Here is a 23,917-nt window from a genome sequence, read left to right on the forward strand (position 1 = left end):
TTAAACATTACATGAGAAAAGAAACATTTAAAGGAAGAAGGGTTTTTATGAAATCAATAGGTGTTGTGAGAAAAGTAGATGAATTAGGCCGCATTGTTATGCCGATAGAGTTAAGACGGGCACTGGATATTGCCATAAAAGACAGCATTGAGTTTTTTGTTGACGGAGATAAAATTATCTTGAAAAAGTACAAACCTCATGGCGTTTGTTTAATGACTGGAGAAATCACTTCAGAAAATAAAGAATACGGCAACGGTAAAATTACGCTAAGTCCTGAAGGTGCACAGCTGCTTCTTGAAGAAATTAAAGCCGCTTTAAAAGAATAAAATTATGTTGAAAAAGGCGGAGCGATATCATCTCCGCCTTTTTTTGCGTGCCAATTTTTGATTACCGCCGCCTAAGATAAAACATCAAGAATATTTGGTAATGAATGATTTGGGATACTTTACATATTTTACTCAATTATTTGTCGAAGAATGGTACAATAAGTAGAGAAACACAAGCGGCAGGTGGTCATATGAGAAAATATCAAGCTCGTATCATTTCCATCATTTTGGCAATGATTTTTATAATGTTTTGGGATTATTTATTTTATTTTATAGGCAAAAACCCGATTAATTGGCCTGTTGATATTGTGTATACTGCAGTCACGCTGGTGAGTGTCTGGATGCTGGCTTATTATATTGATGAGAAACAGCAGCTGGTTAAGAAAATGAAGGATAACGAATGGAAGTATAAACAGCTTTCTGAAGAAAAAAACCGTATCATGGATAATTTGCAGGAAATCGTATTTCAAACGAATGCAAAAGGCGAAATTACATATTTAAACCAAGCGTGGGCATCAATAACCGGCTTTTCAATCAGTGAATGTATGGGAACGATGTATAATGACTACTTCATAAAAGAAAAGCACGTAGCGGACCACATTAACACGCAAATCCAAAACAAAGCGTCATCTGGCATGTTTACGGCAAAATACGTTACAAAGAACGGCACGATTTTTTGGGGAGAAGTTCATTATAAACTTTACTATGACCGGGATGACCAATTTACAGGCAGCCTGGGTACAATGTCAGATATCACTGAGCGGAAAGAGGCTGAAGATGAGCTCATTGAGATTAATGAACGGCTGGCGAGGGAATCCCAGAAACTATCAATCACAAGTGAACTTGCCGCCGGTATTGCGCATGAGGTCAGAAACCCTTTAACATCTGTCAGCGGTTTCCTCCAGATTATGAAAACACAATATCCGGACAGAAAAGACTATTTTGACATCATCTTTTCAGAGATTAAAAGAATCGATTTAGTTCTCAGCGAGCTGCTGTTGCTTGCAAAACCGCAGGCGATCACATTCAAAACGCACCAGCTCAATGAGATATTGAAACAAGTCACGACATTGCTTGATACCAATGCTATTTTGTCCAATATCGTCATAGAGAAAAATTTCAAAGAGACAGATGGCTGTATGATTAACGGGGACGAAAATCAGCTAAAGCAGGTCTTTATCAATATCATTAAAAACGGAATTGAGGCAATGCCACAGGGCGGTGTCGTAACCATTTCAACTGCAAAAACTGCCTCTCATGCAGTGATAAGCGTAAAGGATGAAGGAAGCGGTATGCCGCAGGAAAAGCTGAAGCAGATTGGCAAACCTTTTTATTCCACAAAAGAAAAGGGTACCGGATTGGGACTTCCCATTTGTTTGAGAATCTTGAAGGAACATGACGGGGAATTGAAAATCGAAAGCGAAGCTGGAAAAGGCAGCGTCTTTCAAGTGGTTTTGCCTTTAAAATCAGACAGCTGAGAGGAGAAAAATAAAATGAACTCGCTTCTGTTTGTATACGGGACACTAAGAAAGCATGAAAAAAACCATCATTTGCTGGCACAATCGGCATGTATCAATGAGCAGGCCAGAACAAAGGGAAGTATGTTTGCTGCAAAAGAGGGGCCCACAGCCGTTTTAAATGATGAAGGCTATATATATGGCGAAGTATATGAAGCAGATGAATTGTGTATACATAAGCTTGATCAATTTTTTCAAGGATATCATAAACAAATGGTGTTTGTAGAAACGGATGTCGGGATTAAAAATGCGCTTATTTATTTTATGAACAAAGATGAGTGTGCCGGTTTTACGAAAATAAGCATTGGCGACTGGAAAGAACATCAGATGATCAGCAAATCGAAAAATCCCGTTTATTATTTTGCCTATGGATCATGCATGGATCATGCCCGCTTTCAAAAGGCGGGAGTCAGACACTATTTTCAAGATCCAGTGGGAAGAGCTGTTTTAAAAGGATACACAACTCGCTTCACGTTAAAAAGGGAAGACGGCTCAAGAGCGGTTATGCTGGAAGACGGAGGAACAACAGAAGGCGTTTTATATCGGATCCCTTATTCTGCTCATATAAAAGGGAGGGCGTTGAATCACTTACGTATCGGCCGGCATTTGTGGACGTTGAAGCAGGCGGAAGGCACTATACAGACTGCTTAACCTTTCTCGTCCTCCAAAAAGAAGCGGAAACTGCTCCGCCTCAGCACTATCAGATTGAAATTGAACGCGGAGCGGAGCTGTATTTGTCGCCTGAGTTTACTGAAAAGCTTAAGCAGCATATGAATTCGCTGCCAAAAGGATAACACTGTGACAAAAGATTATGATAAAATTTGATCAATATGATGTCATATAAAGGAGCACCACTATGAAAAAAGAATTTGCGGTAATTGGGCTGGGCCGTTTTGGCGGCAGTATTTGCAAAGCATTAAGCGAAGAAGGCGTCGAGGTTATGGCAATGGATATCGATGAAGATAAAGTCAACGAGTATGCCAAGATAGCATCTCACGCCGTTATCGGTGATTCAACAGACGAATCTGTCCTGAAAAATTTAGGCCTGCGAAATTTTGACCACGTGATTGTAGCCATCGGGGAAAATATTCAAGCGAGTATTTTAACAACACTCATTCTGAAAGAACTTGGCGTTCATACAATTACAGTTAAAGCACAAAACGATTATCACGAAAAAGTGCTGTCTAAAATCGGTGCGGATCACATTGTCCACCCGGAACGCGATATGGCAAAACGAATTGCACATAATATCGTGTCCAACAATGTACTTGACTATTTGGAGCTGTCTGAAGAGCATAGTCTTGTTGAAATCGTAGCTAACAGCCGCCTAGCTGGAAATACACTTCTTGATTTGGATATTCGTGCAAAATACGGTATTAACATTGTAGCCATTAAAAGGGGCAAGGAAGTCATCGTATCACCGCTTGCAACCGAGGTTATCCACCAAGAAGATATACTTATTGTTATTGGATCAGTCACAGACATCTCCCGTTTCGAAAAAAGAGTTCTTCATACAAAATAGCAGTAAAAAAAGCCGTCCTCAGAGGGCGGCTTTTTAATATTATCAGAATATAACAATTTTAATGAACCGAGCGTCAATTTCTTAACATTTTATTGACTAAGCATAGGCGTTCCGATAGCATATTGTACCATATAATAAAAAAGAGGAGGGGCCTATTTGAATAAAGAAGCGCTAGTCAATAGGCTGAATGCTTCAGCCCGAAGACAAAAAGCTGATATCGTCATTAAGAATGGAAAAATTATGGACGTATATAATCAAGAGTGGATATATGAAGATATTGCGATTACAGACGGAGTTATTGTAGGCCTTGGCGACTATGAAGGTGAAAATATCATTGATGCAGAGGGACAAATGATTGTTCCGGGTTTTATTGATGGACATGTACATATTGAGTCATCAATGGTTACGCCGATAGAGTTTGCTAAAGCAGTATTGCCGCATGGCGTGACGACCGTTGTTACAGACCCGCATGAGATTGCGAATGTGTCTGGGGAAAAAGGGATTGCATTTATGCTTGAACAAGCTCGGCATACATCGTTGAACATTCATTTTATGCTTCCTTCCAGTGTGCCTGCCGCAAGTTTTGAGCGATCAGGCGCAATTCTCAAAGCTGCCGATCTCAAGCCTTTTTATGAAGAAGAAGAAGTATTAGGGCTGGCTGAAGTTATGGATTATGTGTCGGTTCAGCAGGCTGAAGAAGATATGGTTCAGAAACTGCTCGATGCACGTGTTGCAGGAAAACGCATAGACGGTCATTTAGCCGGTTTATCAACAGACCTCATTAACATTTATAGAACCGCATTTGTTTCAAACGATCATGAAGTAACATCGAAGGAAGAAGCTCTTGATCGTATCAGAAGGGGCATGTATGTCATGATGCGTGAAGGATCAGTCGCAAAAAACACTCTCAATGTGCTGCCGGCGGTGAATGAAAAGAATGCACGCCGTTTCTTTTTCTGTACAGATGATAAGCATGTGGATGATTTGTTGTCAGAGGGAAGTGTGAATCATCAGGTGAAAATGGCGATTCAAGCCGGACTTGATCCGTTTATAGCCTATCAATTAGGAAGCCTCAATGCAGCCGAATGCTACGGACTAGATACAAAGGGAGCGATTGCCCCGGGTTTTGATGCCGATTTGCTCTTTGTATCTGATCTGGAAAATGTCACTGTCACAAGGACGATGATAAAAGGACAGACTGTTGCTGAAGACAGCAAAGCAGTCCTTCAAGAGCATGCTTCAGCTGCAGTATCAGAACCGGCGCTGCTTGACTCTGTTAAGCTTGCTGCTCCTCTTAACAAACAGGATTTTCATATGCCAATTGATTCAGAGCAGCAGATCAATGTCATTCAAATCATTCCAAACCAGCTTGAAACACGATTAGTGCATGTTCCGGCTTCTGGCGCCCGCGTCTTTGAGCCTGACACTGAGCTCGATTTGTTAAAGATTGCAGTTGTTGAGCGGCATAAAGGATTAAAAGAAATCGGGCTCGGTGTTGTGAAAGGATTTGGATTCAAGAGCGGAGCGATCGCCACAACCATTTCACACGACTCCCATAATATTATTGCCGTCGGAACGAATGATGAGGATATCGCGGCGGCAGTTAATAAGCTGCAGGAAATTGGCGGAGGATTAACGATTATAAAAAATGGGGAAGAGCTCCATTCAGTACCGTTGCCGATTGCAGGGTTATTATCCGACCAATCCGCGGAGCAAGTGAATCAAAGCTTGCTGACGCTGCATGATCAATTGTCGTTAGTCGGTTTCACAGGCGGATTTAATCCATTTTTGACATTGTCGTTTTTAGCTTTGCCTGTTATTCCTGATATCAAAATGACGACAATAGGATTATTTGATGTAAAATCATTTCAACATATATCACTGCAATAAAAAAGATGCACTCCCTAAGTGAGTGCATCTTTTTTTAAACCTCCATAATGATCGGCAGGATCATCGGACGGCGCTTTGTTTTTTCGTACAAGAAAGGTGCAAGAGTGTCTGTAATCTCGTTTTTGATTTCAGACCATTGTGTCGTTTTTCGTTCCATTACTTTTTGTAAGTGATTTGAAATGAGCTCTTGAGCGTCGTTGATCAAGTCGCCAGATTCTCTCATGTACACAAATCCTCTGGAAATCAAATCAGGACCCGCTGAAATCTTGAAGTCATCCATATCAATGCTGACAACAACGATGACTAGACCTTCTTCAGAGAGAATTCTGCGATCACGAAGTACGATATTGCCGATATCACCGATACCGCTTCCGTCAATGTATACTGAACCGGACGGGATTTTTCCTGCAACCGAGGCCTCATCGCCTTTAAGCGCTAATACTTCACCGTTATCCATGATAAAGCAGTTTTCCTCTGGGATGCCGCAATCTGTTGCAAGCTTGACATGCATCTTTTGCATTCTGTACTCACCGTGAATCGGCATGAAGAATTTAGGCTTGATTAAACGAAGCATCAGCTTCTGTTCTTCCTGTCCGCCGTGACCAGATGTATGGATATCGTTAAGAGGGCCGTGAATAACCTCAGCACCCGCACGATATAGCTGGTTGATCGTCCGACTCACACTGATTGTGTTGCCTGGGATAGGGGACGAAGAAAATACGACTGTATCCCCAGGATTGATTGAAATTTGGCGGTGTGTGCCATTTGCAATTCTTGATAACGCCGCCATTGGTTCCCCTTGGCTTCCTGTACATAAAATCGTTACTTTATTAGCAGGCATACGATTGATTTCGTTATGCTCAATAAACGTATTTTTAGGACAGTTAATATAACCGAGTGTCTGTCCAATTTCTATAGCCGATTCCATACTGCGTCCAAATACGGCAACTTTTCTTCCGTTTTGTACAGCAGCTTCAATTACCTGCTGCAAGCGGTGAATATTCGACGCAAAGGTAGCGAAGATAATTCGGCCGTCCACCTTGCGGAAAATGTCATGGATGCTTTCTCCTACACGGCGCTCAGACATGGTGAACTCCGGGTTTTCACTGTTTGTGCTGTCTGAAAGAAGGCACAAAACGCCTTCTTTTCCGATTTCGGCCATTTTCGTTAAGTTTGCCGGCTCTCCGACTGGAGTAAAGTCGAATTTGAAATCCCCAGTATGTACGATGTTTCCAGGAGGCGTTTTTACAACAATGCCGTAGGAATCCGGAATACTGTGTGTCGTTCTGAAGAATGACACGGCCGTTTTGCGGAACTTTACGATATCATCCTCGCCGATAATGTTTAGTTTCGTTTGTCTTAATAATCCATGCTCTTCAAGTTTATTCCGAAGTAAGCCGATCGCGAGTTTTCCGCCGTATACAGGAATATTCACTTGTCTGAGCAGGTATGGAATACCGCCGATGTGGTCTTCGTGACCGTGGGTGATAAAAAGCCCTTTAATTTTATCTTCGTTTTTGACTAAATACGTATAATCAGGGATGACGTAGTCAATTCCGAGCAGTTCGTCCTCGGGAAACTTGATCCCCGCATCAATCAGCACAATTTCATCTTGGAATTGCACCGCGTACGTATTTTTACCGATTTCGCCCAAACCTCCGAGGGCGAAAACAGCAGTCTGATCATTTTTTACAAATTTCATACCGCTCATAACTCCAATACTTTAAAATTTTCGCTCTGTTGTTCATATTCTAAGAATGCACCATCAACAGGTGTAATAAACTCAATATTAAATTTCTTTTCTTTCAGCTTTGTTCTGACGTCACGCTCAGATACGCCTTCAATATAAAGTGAATCTGTCTTTTCCCGAACAGGTACTTCGTCAGCCTTTTTTTGATAAAATACCTTATAAATCATTCCAAATCTCTCCTTAAATGCCGTATGTTAGACTCGCTCATTCTATTATATTCGAAAACGGAATATAAGGAAAGCCTTGAGCAAAATAAGGACCTCTCAAAAGTGAAAGATCCCTTGTCAGGCAATGGCTTTCTTGCGGAGCATTCCGTTCCATTGTCTTCTGAGTTTCTTTCTTAATTTACGCAGCATTAGCCAGTCCCTCCTTTAATAAAAAATTTGTCCCAGAGTTCTTTTATACTAATAGTATACGGAGATTGAGGAAGACTTTTCGTGGTTATTAATGGAATTTAATATGATTTTTGAACGAAATTGTTTGCTGAATGACAAACTTTTTGTATGATGAGGGTGGGAATTGCAGAACTAGACGATAAAGGGGAAGTTGCGATGGATTCAAAATTAATCTTTTTTGATATTGACGGCACGTTATATGATCATGATAAGAATATACCGGAAAGTACGAGAAAAACCGTGGCGGAGCTGCAGCGCCAAGGGCATCATGTGTTTATTGCCAGCGGCCGGTCGCCATTTATGGTTAAGCCGATTTTGGAGGAGCTGGGCATCAACTCATTTATTTCCTACAATGGACAGTATGTTGTCTTTGAAAATCAAGTCATTTATAAAAATCCGCTGCCTGAAGATGCAATCAGACGATTATTAAAACAGGCGGGAGAAGACAAGCATCCTGTTGTGTTTATGGCTGAGGACACCATGAAAGCCACTGTTGCGGATCACCCTCATGTTCTCGAGGGAATCGGCAGCCTTAAAACCGATTATCCGGAGACCGATGACCTTTTTTATGAAGGAAAAGAAATTTTTCAGCTTCTTTTATTCTGTCAGGATGAAGAAGAAAAAGCTTATGCCGCTTTTCCTGAGTTTGATCTAGTGCGTTGGCATGAGCTATCGACTGATGTTTTGCCTCACGGAGGTTCGAAGGCAGAAGGGATCAAAAAAGTCATCGAGCGTCTTCCGTTTGATGTCGGAGATACATATGCTTTCGGCGACGGATTAAATGATCTTCAAATGATTGAATATGTTGGAACAGGCGTAGCTATGGGAAATGCTGTTCCTGAATTGAAGGAAATCGCGGACTTTGTAACAAAGCCGGTGGACGAGGATGGAATTGCATACGCTGCCAAAGAATTGGGCCTTTTAAAATAAAGAAATGGCTGGCATTGTGCCAGCCGTTTTTTCTTTTAGCGCTCAATTGCGATTGCATTTTCAGGTTCTTTAAAAGGATTTTCCTTATCAATATGATCATAGAACATAACGCCGTTCAAATGATCGATCTCATGCTGAAACACAATAGCCGGAAATCCTTTTAAACGAATATCAATGTTTTCGCCTTCAAGTGTTGTTCCTTTTACTCTGATGCGAGCATAGCGGGGAACATAACCGGGAATCGCCTCATCCACAGACAGGCAGCCCTCGCCGCTTGTTAAGTAGCTTTTTTCAACTGAATGGCTGACGATCTTAGGGTTAAACAGTGCATAACTGTATAACTTACCGGAAGCATCTTCCGCATGAACGGCGATCATTCGTTTTTTGATATTAATTTGAGGAGCTGCGAGTCCTACGCCAGGGCGCAGCTTGTATTTTTCGGCTAATTCCGGATTTTGGCTGTTTTTAACAAATTCGATCATGTCGGCCAGCTGCTGTTTTTCTGCATCAGTTGGAGGCAGCTCAACTGGTTCTGCAGTCTCTCTGAGGGCTGGATGGCCGTCACGTACGATGTTTTCCATAGTAATCAAGAAACTTCACTCCTAAAGCTTAATATGTAAATTATATCGGATTTCTTCACAAAGGTGCAACGAAACGAATGACCAGCCGTATATGGCTGGTCAAGTTCATGCTGTGTGGTTAGCAACAGCCTCCGCCTAAATAAGCAGCTCCGACAATGATTAACAGAATGAATAAAACAACGATTAGCGCAAAGGTGCGGCCATAGCCATATCCGTAGCCACCATATCCGTAACCACCATAACCGCAGCAGCCTCCGCCGAAACCATATCCATACATATTACATAACCTCCTCTTTTAATTACGCCAGAGCCTTATGAAGTAGGCATAGCGTCTACTATAACCTATGTAAAAACTAAAAAGTTGTATGGTCATCTGTCCTGATTTTTCACTTTTTGATTTAATTTCAGTAAGCTTTTATACAGCACAGCTATTGCCAAATGTCCCCATGGATTCTATAGTAGAAATTGTCAAGATTGGGGGATTCAACGTGATAGACGCAATAAAACGGCGGCCTGTAATAATGATTGGAGCTTTTTGTTCTATGCTACTGATATTAACAGGATGCATGGAACAGGATCCGGTTGATTCACTCCATCATTCATTAGAAAAAGCCGCGGAGTCGGAAAAACCGTTTCAAGAAGAACAAAAAACACTCAAAGAGTTAGAGGCTAAAGAAAATCAGCTTTACGATAGTGTTATGAAGCTCAATATGGATGATTATAAAAAAATTGTAGCTTTATCTAATGAGGCGCTTGAAAATGTCAGCAAGCGCGAAGAACATCTGAAGCTTGAAAATGACAGCATGAAAAAATCGGAATCGGAATTTGAGGAAGCGAAAACGTCAGCAGAACATATTAAGGAAAAAGACATAAAAGAAAAGGCCGATGCCGCAGCAAACCACATGGAGAAAAGGTATACATCATATGACTCCATGTATGAAGAGTATCAAAAAGCGCTTAAGCTTAATAAAAAGCTGTATATGCAGCTAAAAGACAAAGACTTGACAAGAGATGATCTGGATCAGCAGATCGATAAAGTCAATGCTGCTTATGAAAAGATCCATAAATATAACGGAGAATTTAATGTGCAAACGCAAAAATATAATAAAGCCCGTGAAGATTTATATGATGCTGCAGGCTATCATGTGAAAAAGAGCTGACTCGATCAGCTCTTTTTTTAAAATAAATGCGATGTAGATTTTGTTCAAAATTTTCATTTCTATTGTAGTACAGCATAGTGAGGTATACTAGTACAGTTTTGGGTGCAGTTGACATCTGTTTTTTCAATGAAAATGTAAAGCGAATACATTTATTGAAAATCAGCGATGAAAACGATTGACGACTCTTCTTTATTTGGTGTAAACTAATCCATGTTAAGCGGTGTTGTATTAGTTTTTTACAACTTCGAAATAATACAGTTCAAAGCAGAGTGTAACTATCCTACATAAAAGGTTTTGGCAAACTGGGGATCGGCTAAAATATATACGACTTACTGCTGATACTTTAGGGTACCCTAAGTTTGTATGTATAAAAGGAATGCACGTCTAATGACTGTTTAAAAGAAAGGAAGAGGTGACTTAGTATGGCTGCAAAAACGAAAAAAGCTATCGTTGACAGTAAGAAGCAATTTGATGCCATTAAAAAGCAGTTCGAAACGTTCCAAATTTTAAATGAAAAGGGAGAAGTCGTGAATGAAGCGGCGATGCCTGATTTAACTGATGATCAATTAAAAGAGCTAATGCGCCGCATGGTATTTACGCGTGTGCTTGATCAGCGCTCTATCTCATTAAACCGTCAAGGACGTCTCGGATTTTACGCTCCTACTGCGGGTCAAGAAGCTTCTCAGATTGCAACGCATTTCGCGCTTGAAAAAGAAGACTTTGTTCTTCCTGGATACCGTGATGTGCCTCAGTTAATTTGGCACGGCCTTCCATTATATCAAGCGTTTCTTTTCTCTCGCGGACATTTCAGAGGAAACCAAATGCCTGATGATGTGAATGCCCTTTCTCCACAAATCATTATCGGTGCTCAATACATTCAAACTGCCGGTGTTGCGCTAGGTCTTAAAAAACGCGGTAAAAAAGCTGTTGCAATCACTTACACTGGTGACGGCGGAGCTTCTCAAGGGGACTTCTACGAAGGAATTAACTTTGCCGGCGCTTATAAAGCACCTGCAATCTTCGTGGTACAAAACAACCGTTACGCGATTTCAACTCCTGTTGAAAAACAATCTGCAGCTGAAACAATTGCACAAAAAGCTGTAGCTGCCGGTATTGTTGGCGTACAAGTAGACGGAATGGATCCGCTTGCTGTATACGCAGCAACTGCCGAAGCACGCGAGCGCGCAATCAACGGCGAAGGTCCGACACTAATTGAAACACTTACATTCCGTTATGGCCCGCACACAATGGCTGGTGACGATCCTACTAAATATCGTACAAAAGAAATCGAAAATGAGTGGGAGCAAAAAGATCCGCTTGTACGCTTCCGTGCGTTCCTTGAAAACAAAGGCTTATGGTCTGAAGAAGAAGAAGCAAAAGTAATTGAGGATGCGAAAGAAGAAATTAAGCAAGCGATCAAAAAAGCTGATGCTGAACCGAAGCAAAAAGTAACTGATTTAATGAAAATCATGTACGAAAAAATGCCTCACAACCTTGAGGAGCAATTTGAAATTTATACACAGAAGGAGTCGAAGTAAGCCATGGCGCAAATGACAATGATTCAAGCAATCACGGATGCGTTACGCACAGAACTGAAAAATGACGAAAATGTCTTAGTTTTCGGAGAAGACGTTGGTGTAAACGGCGGCGTATTCCGTGCGACAGAAGGATTGCAAAAAGAATTCGGTGAAGACCGTGTGTTTGACACGCCACTTGCTGAATCTGGTATCGGCGGTCTTGCCCTTGGTTTAGGCTTAAACGGCTTCCGTCCGGTAATGGAAATCCAATTCTTCGGATTTGTTTACGAAGTAATGGATTCAGTTTCTGGCCAAATGGCTCGTATGCGCTACCGTTCTGGCGGACGCTGGACTTCACCTGTAACAATTCGTTCCCCATTCGGCGGCGGTGTTCATACGCCTGAACTTCACGCTGACAGCTTGGAAGGTCTTGTTGCACAACAGCCTGGTATCAAAGTTGTTATTCCATCAACTCCTTACGATGCCAAAGGACTTTTAATTTCTGCGATCAGAGACAATGACCCTGTTGTCTTCTTAGAGCACATGAAGCTTTATCGTTCTTTCCGTCAGGAAGTTCCTGAGGAAGAATACACAATTGAGCTTGGAAAAGCTGACGTGAAACGTGAAGGTACTGATCTTTCAATCATCACTTACGGCGCAATGGTTCATGAATCATTAAAAGCTGCTGAGGAGCTTGAAAAAGACGGCATTTCTGCTGAAGTTGTCGACCTTCGTACAGTAAGCCCACTTGATATCGATACAATTATCGCTTCTGTAGAAAAAACAGGACGCGCGATTGTCGTTCAAGAGGCACAAAAACAAGCCGGTATTGCTGCAAACGTAGTAGCAGAAATTAATGACCGTGCGATCCTGAGCTTGGAAGCACCTGTACTTCGCGTGGCCGCGCCTGATACAGTATTTCCTTTCTCTCAAGCTGAGAGCGTATGGCTTCCAAACCATAAAGACGTTCTTGAAACAGCAAGAAAAGTACTTGAATTTTAATCAAACTGCATAATCAAGAGGGAAGATGAATGTTTTCCCTCTATTATATATCTGTTTTCAATGCTTACGATGTAAACTTTAAAATTGCTTAATCAAACTAGGAGGTCGAGAACTGTGGCATTTGAATTTAAACTTCCAGATATCGGGGAAGGTATCCACGAAGGCGAAATCGTAAAATGGTTTGTCAAGCCTAACGACGAGGTAGACGAAGATGATGTACTGGCTGAAGTCCAAAATGATAAAGCAGTAGTAGAAATCCCTTCACCTGTTAAAGGAAAAGTATTAGAATTAAAAGTTGAAGAGGGAACGGTTGCAACTGTTGGACAAACGATCATTACGTTTGATGCACCTGGTTACGAAGATCTTCAATTTAAAGGCAGCGATGAGTCTGACGAAGCGAAAACTGAAGCACAAGTTCAGTCAACTGCAGAAGCTGGACAAGACGTTGCGAAAGAAGAGCAAGCTCAAGAGCCTGCAAAAGCTACTGGCGCAGGACAGCAGGACCAAGCTGAAGTTGACCCGAACAAACGCGTAATCGCTATGCCTTCTGTACGTAAATATGCTCGTGAAAAAGGCGTAGACATCCGTAAGGTTACTGGTTCAGGCAACAACGGACGTGTTGTCAAAGAGGATATCGACAGCTTTGTAAACGGAGGAGCGCAAGAAGCTGCACCGCAAGAAACGGCTGCACCGCAAGAAACAGCTGCTAAACCGGCTGCTGCACCAGCTCCTGAGGGCGAATTCCCAGAAACACGCGAAAAAATGAGCGGTATCCGTAAAGCAATTGCGAAAGCGATGGTTAACTCTAAACACACTGCTCCTCACGTAACGTTAATGGACGAAGTGGACGTAACAAACCTTGTTGCACATCGTAAACAGTTCAAACAAGTTGCTGCTGATCAAGGAATCAAGCTGACTTACTTGCCTTACGTTGTAAAAGCTCTTACATCTGCACTGAAAAAATTCCCTGTTTTAAACACGTCAATTGACGATAAAACAGATGAAGTCATCCAAAAACATTACTTCAACATCGGTATCGCTGCTGACACTGAAAAAGGCTTGCTTGTACCGGTTGTGAAAAATGCAGATCGTAAATCTGTCTTTGAAATTTCTGATGAAATCAATGGCCTTGCAACAAAAGCTCGTGAAGGCAAGCTTGCTCCAGCTGAAATGAAAGGCGCATCTTGCACAATTACAAACATCGGTTCTGCCGGCGGACAATGGTTCACTCCGGTTATCAACCATCCAGAAGTTGCGATTCTTGGTATCGGACGCATTGCAGAAAAAGCGATTGTTCGTGATGGCGAAATCGTAGCAGCTCCAGTCTTAGCTCTTTCTCTCAGCTTCGACCACCGTATGATCGACGGAGCAACTGCGCAAAATGCATTAAATCACATCAAGCGTTTACTGAACGATCCACAATTAATTTTAATGGAGGCGTAATGTTATGGTAGTAGGAGATTTCCCTATTGAAACAGATACTCTTGTAATTGGTGCGGGACCTGGCGGCTATGTAGCTGCCATCCGTGCTGCACAGCTTGGACAAAAAGTAACAGTCGTTGAAAAAGCAACTCTTGGAGGCGTTTGTCTGAACGTTGGATGTATCCCTTCAAAAGCGCTGATCAACGCAGGTCACCGTTATGAGAATGCAAAGCATTCTGATGACATGGGAATCACTGCTGAGAACGTAACAGTTGATTTCACAAAAGTTCAAGAATGGAAAGCTTCTGTTGTCAACAAACTTACTGGCGGTGTAGCAGGTCTTCTTAAAGGCAACAAAGTAGATGTTGTAAAAGGTGAAGCTTACTTTGTAGACAGCAATTCAGTTCGTGTGATGGATGAGAACTCTGCTCAAACATACACGTTCAAAAACGCAATCATTGCTACTGGTTCTCGGCCTATCGAATTGCCAAACTTCAAATATAGTGAGCGTGTCCTGAATTCAACAGGCGCTTTGGCTCTTAAAGAAATTCCTAAAAAGCTTGTTGTTATCGGTGGCGGATACATCGGTACTGAGCTTGGAACTGCGTATGCTAACTTCGGTACTGAGCTTGTTATTCTTGAAGGCGGAGATGAAATTCTTCCTGGCTTCGAAAAACAAATGAGTTCTCTTGTTACACGCAGACTGAAGAAAAAAGGAAACGTTGAAATCCATACAAATGCGATGGCTAAAGGCGTTGAAGAAAGACCAGACGGCGTAACAGTTACTTTCGAAGTAAAAGGCGAAGAAAAAACGGTTGATGCTGATTACGTATTGATTACAGTAGGACGTCGTCCAAACACTGATGAGCTTGGTCTTGAGCAAGTCGGTATTGAAATGACGGACCGCGGAGTCGTGAAAACTGACAAACAGTGCCGCACAAACGTACCTAACATTTATGCAATCGGTGATATCATCGAAGGACCGCCGCTTGCTCATAAAGCATCTTACGAAGGTAAAATCGCTGCAGAAGCTATCGCTGGAGAGCCTGCAGAAATCGATTACCTTGGTATTCCTGCGGTTGTTTTCTCTGAGCCTGAACTTGCATCAGTTGGTTACACTGAAGCACAGGCGAAAGAAGAAGGTCTTGACATTGTGGCTGCTAAATTCCCATTTGCAGCAAACGGCCGCGCGCTTTCTCTTAACGAAACAGACGGCTTCATGAAGCTGATCACTCGTAAAGAGGACGGTCTTGTGATCGGTGCGCAAATCGCCGGAGCAAGTGCTTCTGATATGATTTCTGAATTAAGCTTAGCGATTGAAGGCGGCATGACTGCTGAAGATATCGCGATGACAATTCACGCTCACCCAACATTGGGCGAAATCACAATGGAAGCAGCTGAAGTGGCAATCGGAAGTCCGATTCACATCGTAAAATAATTTTCATATCAAAAACAGCCCTCGCTCAAAGCGGGGCTGTTTTTTTATTTTGACAGCACGTGCTGTAATGGTTTAATGATGTCTTCTTTCTTTTTCACACATCCCTCGATTTTCACCACGACATGGCGCTGATCAACAACCATAAGGGTAGGGACAGTTTCAATCTCATCTTCCCAGCCTTCTTTTTTATCATAGACCTTCATTTTATCTAATTGCTCGGGATAATCTTTTTCTAAATCAAGCAGTGCGTCGTAATAAGGCGCTTCCTGGTCTATTTGGTTCTCATCAGAAAAAAACAGGATTTGTGTATGATGAATGCTGTCAATCCGGCTTTTTTTCATCGGATTGATGGTGGAAAGCGTACAGCCCGATAAAGCAAATACTATTATCAGCATGGGGAATACCGCGCGATATCGCATCTATCTTCTCCTCTGTATAAACAGTAGTTAACTAGCTTTAGTTTATCACGAGAGGCGGCTTAAACTGCTTCTTGTTACCTAATTGTTATATAATTGAAACCGTTTTTAAAGTGAGATTACATATTATATCAATCGTTTAAAATAGCAACCTGAGGGTATATTGAATTTATTGCTGCATTCATTAATGAAAGTTCAAGAAAACGTGAAATTACCTTATGTGTTGCGGCATATATATGGGATAAAGCTGCTGTATGAATAAGAAATTGTATGATAAAAATGAAAAAACACGATGTATATGATGAATTAAAATAAAATGTGTTATACAGTTCATTGTTGACATTTTAAATGTGTCATATTAATATAATAACAACAAAAGAAATTAAGCGTTTTCAAATTTCAAAGAAATGGGGAATAAGAGATGGGAACGATTGTTTGTCAAGATTGCAACGAAGCCATTCATTACTTTGAAGATGAGAAAGTGACAACATTATACGGAACATGCTGCGGACAATGCCAATGTCCTGTTGATGAAGAGTAATAAAAGCATGCGGCTTTAAGCCGCATGCTTTTATTTTTTATTGAATTGCTTTTTGCTCTTTGATGACCCGGATCATATGTAAAGTCGAGTCCTCGGGTCCTTGAACAGGGAGGCCTGCGTCAAGGTTTTTAAAAATGTAGCTGATGTTTTCTTCTGTAATAATTTCTCCTGGAATGAAGATTGGAATACCAGGCGGATATACCATGACAAATTCAGCGATAATTCGTCCGGATGCTTCTTTCAATGGGATGACTTCCGTATTTGCATAGAAAGCATCACGCGGAGTCATTGCCAATAAAGGTATTTCCGGAAGCAATACCTCAGTTTGCTGATGTGTTACATCTTGTTCTGACATTTGCTGTGCTATGTCTGTTAAAGCCTCTACAAGCCTGTCTGCATCATTTTGGCTGTCACCAGGAGTGAAAATACACAAAATATTGTACAGATCGGAAAGCTCAACCTCGATATTAAAGGATTCACGAAGCCATTTTTCAACATCATGTCCTGTCAGGCCAAGATTTTTAACAGAGATAATCAATTTTGTCGGATCATAGCTGTAAGCTGCTTTCGAACCAAGAATTTCAGAACCGACACAATAAATGCCTTCAATCTGGTTGAGGCGATCTCTCGTCTGATTGGCAAGCTTGAGTGTCTCCTCAGCAAGTTTGCGGCCTTCTGTTGCAAGGCGTTTTCTGGCAACATCCAAAGAAGCGAGAAGCAAGTAAGAAGTTGACGTCGTTGTCAGCATGCTCAAGATGGATTGCACTCGGTCTTTAGATACAAGGCCCTCTCTCATGTTTAAAATCGAACTTTGCGTGAGTGATCCGCCCAGCTTGTGTACACTTGTCGCTGCGATATCAGCTCCTGCCTGCATGGCCGATAGCGGCAATTCGTCGTGAAAGTGAATGTGAACGCCGTGTGCTTCATCCACAAGCACTGGCACATCAAACGAATGAGCGAGTTCTACGATGCTTTTTAAGTCGGCTGCAACCCCAAAATATGTCGGGTTGATGACGAGAAGCCCTTTTGCATCCGGATGTTCGGTAAGCGCCCGTTTAGCAGATTCAAGTGTAATGCCGTGGGAGATGCCCAATTCATTGTCAATTTCAGGATGAATAAAAATTGGAACTGCTCCGGAAAATACAATAGCTGTCATAATTGATTTATGAACATTTCTTGGAATAATAATTTTATCGCCAGGTCCGCAAACAGCCATTACCATTGTCATAATGGCGCCGCTTGTTCCTTGAACAGAAAAAAATGTGTGATCCGCGCCAAATGCTTCAGCAGCAAGATCCTGTGCTTGTTTAATAATGCCTTTTGGCGCGTGCAGATCGTCTAATGGTTCAATATTAATTAAATCTATGCTTAACGCGTTTTCACCGATAAATTGTCTGAATTCTGGGTCCATTCCTGCCCCTTTTTTATGGCCGGGAATGTGGAATTGAACAGGCTGTCTGCTTGCATGGTTTTTCAGTCCTGTATATAAGGGTGTTTCATGTTGCGACAATTGTTTTCCCACCTTTGTAATCATACCTATGCATAATAGTGTGTATTAAAATCAGTTTCTCAACCGTTTTTTAGACGTAAAACAAATGAATTATATTATGAACTTGAAAGAATGTAAAGAACAATTTATGATCTAATGAAGATGCTTTCTCTTAAGGGAAGTAATTCTATAAGGAGTGAAGAAAATGGAGTACCAATATCCGATGAATGAAGACTGGACAACCGAAGAAGCAGTGGATGTGATTGCATTTTTCCAGCAGGTTGAGCTTGCATATGAAAAAGGGGCAGACCGCGAAGAGCTGCTTAAAGCTTACCGCCGTTTCAAGGAAATTGTGCCGGGGAAGGCCGAGGAAAAAAAGCTATGCGGCGAGTTTGAGGAACAAAGTACATATTCTCCTTATCGCACGGTCAAACAGGCGAGAGAATCTGATCAGGCGAAGATTAAGATGTAGAAAAAAGAGCCGGGGGGTATCCCGGCTCTTTTTTATGCTTGTGATACTTTTTGGGTGAGACGGTACAGAAAAGCAAGCTGCTTAAAGGCATCGTCGATACGCTGAAGGAATTCTTGGTTATTCATATTCAGCACTTCTTCTTTTTGAAGCTGGATGCCGCATAACAGCTCGGCTTTCTTTACAGTCTGCAAACGCTCAAATAGAGTCTTCAGCTGCTCCTTGTCCATTTCAGACTGTTTATGTACTCCCGGTTTTGTGTGATCTGCGGACCAAACGAAGCTGTCAGGGATATTTTTCGTAATGGTTTCCTGATTCGCTTCAAGCAATTTGCCGTATTCTTCTTTGATAGGGGATTCATAAATAATCGCGAACCACACAAAGACATGGCTTTCCCATAAACCAATCTGGAAATGCGGCAGTTTTTTATAGCCTCTTTTGCTGTTTGCGAACGCCACCCAGCTGTCAGCAGGGGGATTGACGGATCTTCTTGCGTGCTTTGCCACATGCGGAAACATTTCATCTCCGGTTAATGCTGCTAAAGTCGGGGCAAAATGTTCGCCCAGAGCTGTAAGCTTGGGGCGGACCGTCTCTTTTAATACCTCCATGCGCGCGTCTAAGCCTTCTATTGTAAATGTATTAAAGTCTTCTTCAGTGAAACGCATTTGTGTCATGATTTTCCTCCTTCATGCTAAGTATACATATTTTATCACAGTTCATACGAGCTTCAAAAAGATTGAGGCCGTTTGAAACAAGGGGAAATGTGGTAATAAACGAATAGGTAAACACACAATTTTCAGAATCATGTTGCGCGTAAATAGAACAATCATACGATATAAGAAGTAATCATTGTTGAATGGCAAAATGGGATGCTTTTTTACAAACAAATGATCTCTGGAAGGGGCGAAAGACAATGAGGCAAGTTGTAAAAGAGGGATTTAAGGAAGAGAAAAACAATCGTGTTGCTGTCTGGAGACTAGAGGTTGATTATGAATTGGCAACCCTATATGAAGCAATGCAGAAAGAAAATGAAGAGCAGATTGAACAAAGCAAAAACAAACTTGAGCGACTTAGAAAAGAATGGATTCGTCTTAACGGGTAAAAAGCGATAGTGAAAACGAACCGCATGAATGGTTCGTTTTTACATGAGAAGGGATATTTTTCATTTTCCTTGCTTTTTCACCGCCGTTATCAGTATCCTATAAAATAAAAGGTCTACATAGAAGAGAGGTACGCACGAATGACAAATTGGACGGAAATTGATGAGATAGCAAAGAAATGGATAAGAGAAGCAGGCGCGAGAATTAAACAATCTATGCATGAAAGCCTGACAATTGAAACGAAATCAAATCCGAATGATTTAGTCACCAACATTGACAAAGAAACCGAAAAGTTTTTCATTGATCGAATTCAAGAAACGTTTCCGGGGCACCGCATACTCGGTGAAGAAGGACAAGGAGACAAACTCCACTCACTGGAGGGAGTCGTCTGGATTATCGACCCGATTGACGGGACGATGAATTTTGTGCATCAGCAAAGAAATTTTGCGATTTCAATTGGGATTTTTGAAAACGGTGAAGGAAAAATCGGTTTAATTTATGATGTGGTGCACGATGAGCTGTATCACGCATTTAGCGGCAGAGGAGCTTACATGAATGAAACAAAGCTGGCTCCTTTAAAAGAAACCGTCATTGAAGAAGCGATTCTTGCCATTAATGCAACATGGGTAACGGAAAACAGAAGAATTGATCAAAGTGTGTTAGCGCCACTTGTGAAAAGAGTCAGAGGCACACGCTCCTACGGTTCTGCCGCTTTAGAGCTGGCAAATGTTGCAGCAGGAAGAATAGATGCTTACATCACAATGCGGCTTGCGCCATGGGATTATGCAGCGGGCTGTGTGCTGTTAAATGAAGTAGGTGGCATTTATACGACCATTGAAGGAGCGGCGTTTACCTTTTTAGAAAACCACAGTGTGCTAGCCGGAAACCCATCTATACATAAAACGATATTTGAAGAGTATCTTCATGCTGGGAAGTAGGCCATTTGAGCAGGATGATCTCAGCTTGTTAGAAAAGCTCGCGGAGGCTCATCCTGTATGGAAAGAGGAGGAGTTTGGAGATAAAAATGCAGAAGACTATATCATTTCCTACTCCATGTACAACGGGTCATGGCTTGTATGGGAAAAAGACGGTCTGCCTGTTGCTGTCAGCTATCATCTCGAATGGTCTCCTTCAAACGGTAAGCCGTGGCTCGGAACGGTCCTGATTGACCCGGCTGAAGAAAAAAAGGGACATGCGAAGATGATCATTGAACAGATCAGCAAATTGCTTAGAGCGAAACATAAAGCGATGTTTGCGGGAGTTCCCATGGAGCGCAGGGAATGGATTCTGTTTTTAAGCCAATGCGGCTTTGAACAGCTAAAAACTGAAAAAGATGAGAAAGGCAAATCATTTATGATCCTAGTGAAGCCTTTAGCATAAGCTGCATGCGGGTACCACCAAAAGCCTCTCAAGCATTGAGAGGCTTTTATTGATTTTAAAATTATTTTTTTACCGCATGAATATAATGAATCGTTTCAAACGCTGACAAATTGTCTTTTCGATTGCCGAAGAAATGGTCATTAATGTCGTCTGGTGATAGATGTTCATAGATCAGTAAACCAAATGATGCTAACAGGTGTTCAATTTCCTGATAAGCGAAACATGATTTCATCGGTTCTCCGCCTGCGGCAGCCATTTTCACCATATGTTCCACTCGATTCGACGTTCCTTTTGCTGTAAAGAGTGTTTCGTCCGCATAATCAAAAACAATAGAGCTTCCAGGCGGGACATGAGAAAATAAATTGCTGATGAGGCTCGCAATTTCTTCATGCGTTAAATAATAAGTCACTCCTAGAAGACTGAAAAATGTTTTTGTATTCTCAAATCCGTTTTCTATGAGAGGCTCATATGAAAACGTGTTGCTAAAATCCATAGGAACAAAATGAAGATGACTCGGAATTGCCAGGTTTGCATCCTTTAGCTTATTTTTTTTGAATTGCTGTGTAGCTGGATGATCCACTTCGAAAACCTGTAAGCTGTTTTCTAATTCTGGATGCCGAAAACAGAAAGTATCCAGTCCTGCTCCAAGAATGACATACTGTTTTGCTCCCAGCATTAATTCGTTGTGCAAAACTTTTTCACAATAAGATGCACGTGCCAGGGGCGTGGGCGACAACTGAATTTGTACAACCCATTTTAATATTTTTTCAGGGTTTTGAAGACGTTCGGCGATCTCTTTGTTGAAAAACGATATTCCTTGAATCATATTTTCACTGATATTTGTAAACTCTTTTTCATTAATGAGTTCTTTTGCCATAAAATCATCAAAAATAAGAGGGGTGTCATATCGGCTGTGATATGCACGGGCAAAAGCTGAAACCAAAGACGTTAAGCTGGACTCATTTTTCCTCATGAAATGATCCTCCCACAAAAAAATAAGATTCCCCTGGCCAGGAGAATCTTATTATACACACAAATATATTAATAGTAAATTTTAGCATAAATAATTTTTTTGTCAATGTTTTTGCTCTTTTCTGGACGTGCAATCCTTCACATAACAAGTGTCGTTAGAAGAATTTCTCTATCAAATTTGCGCGTTGAATCAGGGAAGATCGACTACCGTTTTCCCTGTGCTGCTCACTTGCGGCTGTTTTTTTGCAAATCAGAAGCGGTTTCTGATCTTTTAACATCATCCTTTCATGCTGAAGAGAGAAATGAATACATGTAACAAAAAAAGCCTGAGGGATCTCAGGCTTTTCCTAATATTACAATCCAACAGCATTCCAGGCTGCTTCAACTTTAGCGGCATCAGTTGAGCCGTAAAGGTCACGGGCAGACTGAATGAGAGCTGCCTTGGCATCTTTGAACGTTGAAGAAGGCGTGAGGTACGTTGTTAACGCACGGTAATAGATTTGCTGTGATTTAGATACACCAAGCTTTGTAATTGTGTTGTAAGCGGCTTTGTTTGGGATTCCGCTGTTTGTGTGTACGCCGCCGTAATCGCCTTCATCTGTGTTTGGAAGGTTTTGATAATCTGCGTAATTGTCAGGCTGATCGTATTTTGTCGGATTGGACAGGCTGCGGAGAGCAGGCTGGCTGACTGTAATGTCTTCACCGATGTCCCAGTCTTCTGTATCGTTAAAGTAACCGAATACGTCAGAGAATGATTCGTTTAATGCTCCCGGCTGATTTTCATAAATCAAGTTGGCCGTTTCTTGAGTGACGCCATGAGTCATTTCATGTGCAGTCACATCTAATGAGCCGGAAAGCGGAGAGAAGAATGAACCATCGCCGTCACCGTAAATCATTTGGTCTCCTATCCAGGCAGCATTGTTGTACTTAGTGCCATAATGAACGGAAGAAACGATTTTACTGCCTTTGTTATCATAGCTGTTTCGTTTAAAGTTTGAATAAAAATAATCGTACACTTTTCCGAGGTTATAGTGTGCGTCAACGGCTGCCCGCTGTGATGAAGATGTAAATGTTTTCGTTGTGCTTGAGACAAGCGTGCCCGGAAGGCGGCTTTGTCTGTTTTGTAAGTCATATGTGATGATTTGGGTGCCTGTTGGTTTTGAAAGATCTCTTAGAACGTATTTTCCGCTTTCATAAGAGATGTTCAAAGGAACAGTTGCGCCCTTTAGAGTTGTTCCGCTTCCGGTGGCGGCGGCATGTTCTACTTTATTTTGCTGTTTTAAAATGCTGCCTGTTTCGGCGTCAACTAAGACTTCCCAGTTTGCAGGTTCAGGCTCGACATAGCGAATCGTCACGTCGTAAGCAAGACGATAGCTGCCGTCCTTTGTTTCTACAGCTTTTAATTCAGCTTTATCGCTGTTTTTGGCCGCTCCGTTAGAGACAGCATCTGGTGATTTGCCGATAGCTTTGAAAGCAAGTGCCAGCGCTTTTTCAGAGGAGACTTTTTGTCTGTTTTCTGTTTTTGCAGCAGATTGATTGTGTAATTCTCCATTGACCGCATAGACATTGTCGGATTTATCGACGTGAACGATCACTTGCGAATCTTTAATCGGCACTCCGTTAACGACAGGCGCATACCGGAAGTGCTTGTACCCAAGAGCATCAGTCGTGCTTTCAACAAGCTTCAGCCTTTTGGCAGGATCACCTTTAAAAATGTTGCTGTTCTTTTTCAAAAATTGTTTGACAGCCTTGTCATTTGGTGCAGATAGTTCTGATTGAGCAATTGCGTTTTTGGAGAGGAAATTTGTTTGATTCTCTTTAAGCTGATGACCTTCAGCAGCCTGAACACCAGGAAGGCTGATGGACAAACTCATAAACGAAGCAGCGACAGCAACAGACAATTTCTTACCTAAACCCACAATGAATCCCCCTTTTTGAAAATACTGAAAAATCTTTATATTGTTATATTAAACTAGCATTCTGGAATACTCAACAAAAACTAACATAACTAGACAAAATTGATAGTATTGTCCTGTGTTTGTTTTTGTTGAATAATATCAAGATGAGTCAAGTGTCATGTGATGGTTCATCCAAGAGTTC

At 41.6% G+C, this 23,917-nt stretch carries 24 protein-coding genes and 1 pseudogene; 16 read left to right on the forward strand and 9 right to left on the reverse strand.

Annotated features, from left to right (window positions below):
- Window positions 1-47: 47 nt before the first annotated feature.
- The 5 genes and pseudogenes from abhA to ade all read left to right on the forward strand — a co-directional run bounded on the left by abhA (window position 48) and on the right by ade (window position 5,255).
- Window positions 48-326, forward strand: coding sequence for a transcriptional regulator AbhA (gene abhA / locus BLL41_RS02965; protein WP_071576744.1), 279 nt, complete (start codon window positions 48-50; stop codon window positions 324-326).
- 191 nt (window positions 327-517) lie between these two features.
- Window positions 518-1,804: a two-component sensor histidine kinase KinC gene (gene kinC, locus BLL41_RS02970; RefSeq protein WP_071576745.1), complete on the forward strand. Its 1,287-nt coding sequence runs from the start codon at window positions 518-520 to the stop codon at window positions 1,802-1,804.
- Window positions 1,805-1,819: 15 nt separating this feature from the next.
- A pseudogene (locus BLL41_RS02975) lies at window positions 1,820-2,637 on the forward strand (gamma-glutamylcyclotransferase family protein).
- Between the two features lie 62 nt (window positions 2,638-2,699).
- Window positions 2,700-3,365 (forward strand): Ktr system potassium transporter KtrC, encoded by a 666-nt coding sequence (gene ktrC, locus BLL41_RS02980; RefSeq protein ID WP_003222311.1) that lies wholly within the window; start codon window positions 2,700-2,702, stop codon window positions 3,363-3,365.
- 156 nt (window positions 3,366-3,521) lie between these two features.
- Entirely contained in the window at window positions 3,522-5,255 is a 1,734-nt protein-coding gene (ade, locus tag BLL41_RS02985) for an adenine deaminase (protein WP_071576746.1), read from the forward strand.
- 34 nt (window positions 5,256-5,289) lie between these two features.
- Here ade and rnjA read toward each other — a convergent pair whose 3' ends face one another.
- Together rnjA and rnpZA are read right to left on the reverse strand one after the other, a co-directional pair.
- Entirely contained in the window at window positions 5,290-6,957 is a 1,668-nt protein-coding gene (rnjA, locus tag BLL41_RS02990; protein ID WP_003245660.1) for a ribonuclease J1, read from the reverse strand.
- 5 nt (window positions 6,958-6,962) lie between these two features.
- Window positions 6,963-7,172 carry an RNA polymerase subunit omega 1 gene (rnpZA, locus tag BLL41_RS02995; protein WP_024572111.1) on the reverse strand — a complete coding sequence of 70 codons (210 nt, stop codon included), beginning with the start codon at window positions 7,170-7,172 and terminating at the stop codon, window positions 6,963-6,965.
- A gap of 384 nt (window positions 7,173-7,556) precedes the next feature.
- Here rnpZA and BLL41_RS03000 point away from each other — a divergent pair, with 384 nt between their 5' ends.
- Complete coding sequence (locus BLL41_RS03000) at window positions 7,557-8,330, forward strand: Cof-type HAD-IIB family hydrolase (RefSeq protein WP_071576747.1); 774 nt, start codon at window positions 7,557-7,559, stop codon at window positions 8,328-8,330.
- A 35-nt stretch (window positions 8,331-8,365) separates the two neighbouring features.
- On the opposite strand, the gene def is transcribed toward BLL41_RS03000, so the two are convergent.
- Together def and BLL41_RS03010 are read right to left on the reverse strand one after the other, a co-directional pair.
- Window positions 8,366-8,920, reverse strand: a complete 555-nt coding sequence (gene def / locus BLL41_RS03005) for a peptide deformylase (protein WP_003245474.1) — start codon at window positions 8,918-8,920, stop codon at window positions 8,366-8,368.
- A gap of 109 nt (window positions 8,921-9,029) precedes the next feature.
- Window positions 9,030-9,188 (reverse strand): YjcZ family sporulation protein, encoded by a 159-nt coding sequence (locus BLL41_RS03010; protein WP_014663830.1) that lies wholly within the window; start codon window positions 9,186-9,188, stop codon window positions 9,030-9,032.
- 211 nt (window positions 9,189-9,399) lie between these two features.
- Between BLL41_RS03010 and BLL41_RS03015 the strand changes: the two genes are divergently transcribed.
- The 5 genes from BLL41_RS03015 to lpdA all read left to right on the forward strand — a co-directional run bounded on the left by BLL41_RS03015 (window position 9,400) and on the right by lpdA (window position 15,450).
- Window positions 9,400-10,071: a YkyA family protein gene (locus BLL41_RS03015; RefSeq protein WP_071576748.1), complete on the forward strand. Its 672-nt coding sequence runs from the start codon at window positions 9,400-9,402 to the stop codon at window positions 10,069-10,071.
- Window positions 10,072-10,493: 422 nt separating this feature from the next.
- A complete protein-coding gene (gene pdhA, locus BLL41_RS03020) occupies window positions 10,494-11,609 on the forward strand; it encodes a pyruvate dehydrogenase (acetyl-transferring) E1 component subunit alpha (RefSeq protein WP_003222294.1) in 1,116 nt (371 codons plus the stop codon).
- A gap of 3 nt (window positions 11,610-11,612) precedes the next feature.
- Window positions 11,613-12,590, forward strand: a complete 978-nt coding sequence (gene pdhB, locus BLL41_RS03025; RefSeq protein WP_014113660.1) for a pyruvate dehydrogenase complex E1 component subunit beta — start codon at window positions 11,613-11,615, stop codon at window positions 12,588-12,590.
- 114 nt (window positions 12,591-12,704) lie between these two features.
- Entirely contained in the window at window positions 12,705-14,033 is a 1,329-nt protein-coding gene (gene pdhC / locus BLL41_RS03030) for a pyruvate dehydrogenase complex dihydrolipoyllysine-residue acetyltransferase (RefSeq protein ID WP_071576749.1), read from the forward strand.
- A gap of 4 nt (window positions 14,034-14,037) precedes the next feature.
- Window positions 14,038-15,450, forward strand: a complete 1,413-nt coding sequence (lpdA, locus tag BLL41_RS03035; protein WP_071576750.1) for a dihydrolipoyl dehydrogenase — start codon at window positions 14,038-14,040, stop codon at window positions 15,448-15,450.
- Window positions 15,451-15,494: 44 nt separating this feature from the next.
- Here the strand turns inward: lpdA and slp are convergent, their stop codons facing one another.
- Window positions 15,495-15,869, reverse strand: a complete 375-nt coding sequence (gene slp / locus BLL41_RS03040; protein WP_071576751.1) for a peptidoglycan-associated lipoprotein Slp — start codon at window positions 15,867-15,869, stop codon at window positions 15,495-15,497.
- Window positions 15,870-16,287: 418 nt separating this feature from the next.
- Between slp and BLL41_RS03045 the strand changes: the two genes are divergently transcribed.
- Window positions 16,288-16,407 carry a GapA-binding peptide SR1P gene (locus BLL41_RS03045; protein ID WP_003232305.1) on the forward strand — a complete coding sequence of 40 codons (120 nt, stop codon included), beginning with the start codon at window positions 16,288-16,290 and terminating at the stop codon, window positions 16,405-16,407.
- A 37-nt stretch (window positions 16,408-16,444) separates the two neighbouring features.
- Here BLL41_RS03045 and speA read toward each other — a convergent pair whose 3' ends face one another.
- A complete protein-coding gene (speA, locus tag BLL41_RS03050) occupies window positions 16,445-17,917 on the reverse strand; it encodes an arginine decarboxylase (protein WP_071576752.1) in 1,473 nt (490 codons plus the stop codon).
- Window positions 17,918-18,101: 184 nt separating this feature from the next.
- Between speA and BLL41_RS03055 the strand changes: the two genes are divergently transcribed.
- On the forward strand, window positions 18,102-18,368 hold the full coding sequence (locus BLL41_RS03055) for a UPF0223 family protein (RefSeq protein WP_014663837.1): 267 nt from the start codon (window positions 18,102-18,104) through the stop codon (window positions 18,366-18,368).
- 32 nt (window positions 18,369-18,400) lie between these two features.
- Here BLL41_RS03055 and BLL41_RS03060 read toward each other — a convergent pair whose 3' ends face one another.
- Window positions 18,401-19,039, reverse strand: a complete 639-nt coding sequence (locus BLL41_RS03060) for a YktB family protein (protein WP_071576753.1) — start codon at window positions 19,037-19,039, stop codon at window positions 18,401-18,403.
- A 239-nt stretch (window positions 19,040-19,278) separates the two neighbouring features.
- On the opposite strand from BLL41_RS03060, the gene BLL41_RS03065 reads away from it, so the two are divergent.
- From BLL41_RS03065 to BLL41_RS03075, 3 genes are all read left to right on the forward strand, one after another.
- A complete protein-coding gene (locus BLL41_RS03065) occupies window positions 19,279-19,467 on the forward strand; it encodes a hypothetical protein (protein ID WP_009967148.1) in 189 nt (62 codons plus the stop codon).
- 138 nt (window positions 19,468-19,605) lie between these two features.
- Complete coding sequence (gene suhB / locus BLL41_RS03070) at window positions 19,606-20,403, forward strand: inositol-1-monophosphatase (protein WP_071576754.1); 798 nt, start codon at window positions 19,606-19,608, stop codon at window positions 20,401-20,403.
- A 25-nt stretch (window positions 20,404-20,428) separates the two neighbouring features.
- A complete protein-coding gene (locus BLL41_RS03075; RefSeq protein WP_083427933.1) occupies window positions 20,429-20,845 on the forward strand; it encodes a GNAT family N-acetyltransferase in 417 nt (138 codons plus the stop codon).
- Window positions 20,846-20,906: 61 nt separating this feature from the next.
- Here the strand turns inward: BLL41_RS03075 and BLL41_RS03080 are convergent, their stop codons facing one another.
- Both BLL41_RS03080 and nprE read right to left on the reverse strand, forming a co-directional pair.
- A complete protein-coding gene (locus BLL41_RS03080; RefSeq protein WP_071576756.1) occupies window positions 20,907-21,818 on the reverse strand; it encodes a class I SAM-dependent methyltransferase in 912 nt (303 codons plus the stop codon).
- Between the two features lie 352 nt (window positions 21,819-22,170).
- Complete coding sequence (gene nprE, locus BLL41_RS03085; RefSeq protein WP_071576757.1) at window positions 22,171-23,736, reverse strand: neutral metalloprotease NprE; 1,566 nt, start codon at window positions 23,734-23,736, stop codon at window positions 22,171-22,173.
- Window positions 23,737-23,917: the final 181 nt, after the last annotated feature.

Origin of the sequence: Bacillus sp. FMQ74 (genome assembly GCF_001875785.1) — a bacterium.
In the GTDB taxonomy this organism is placed as follows: Bacteria; Bacillota; Bacilli; order Bacillales; family Bacillaceae; genus Bacillus; species Bacillus stercoris.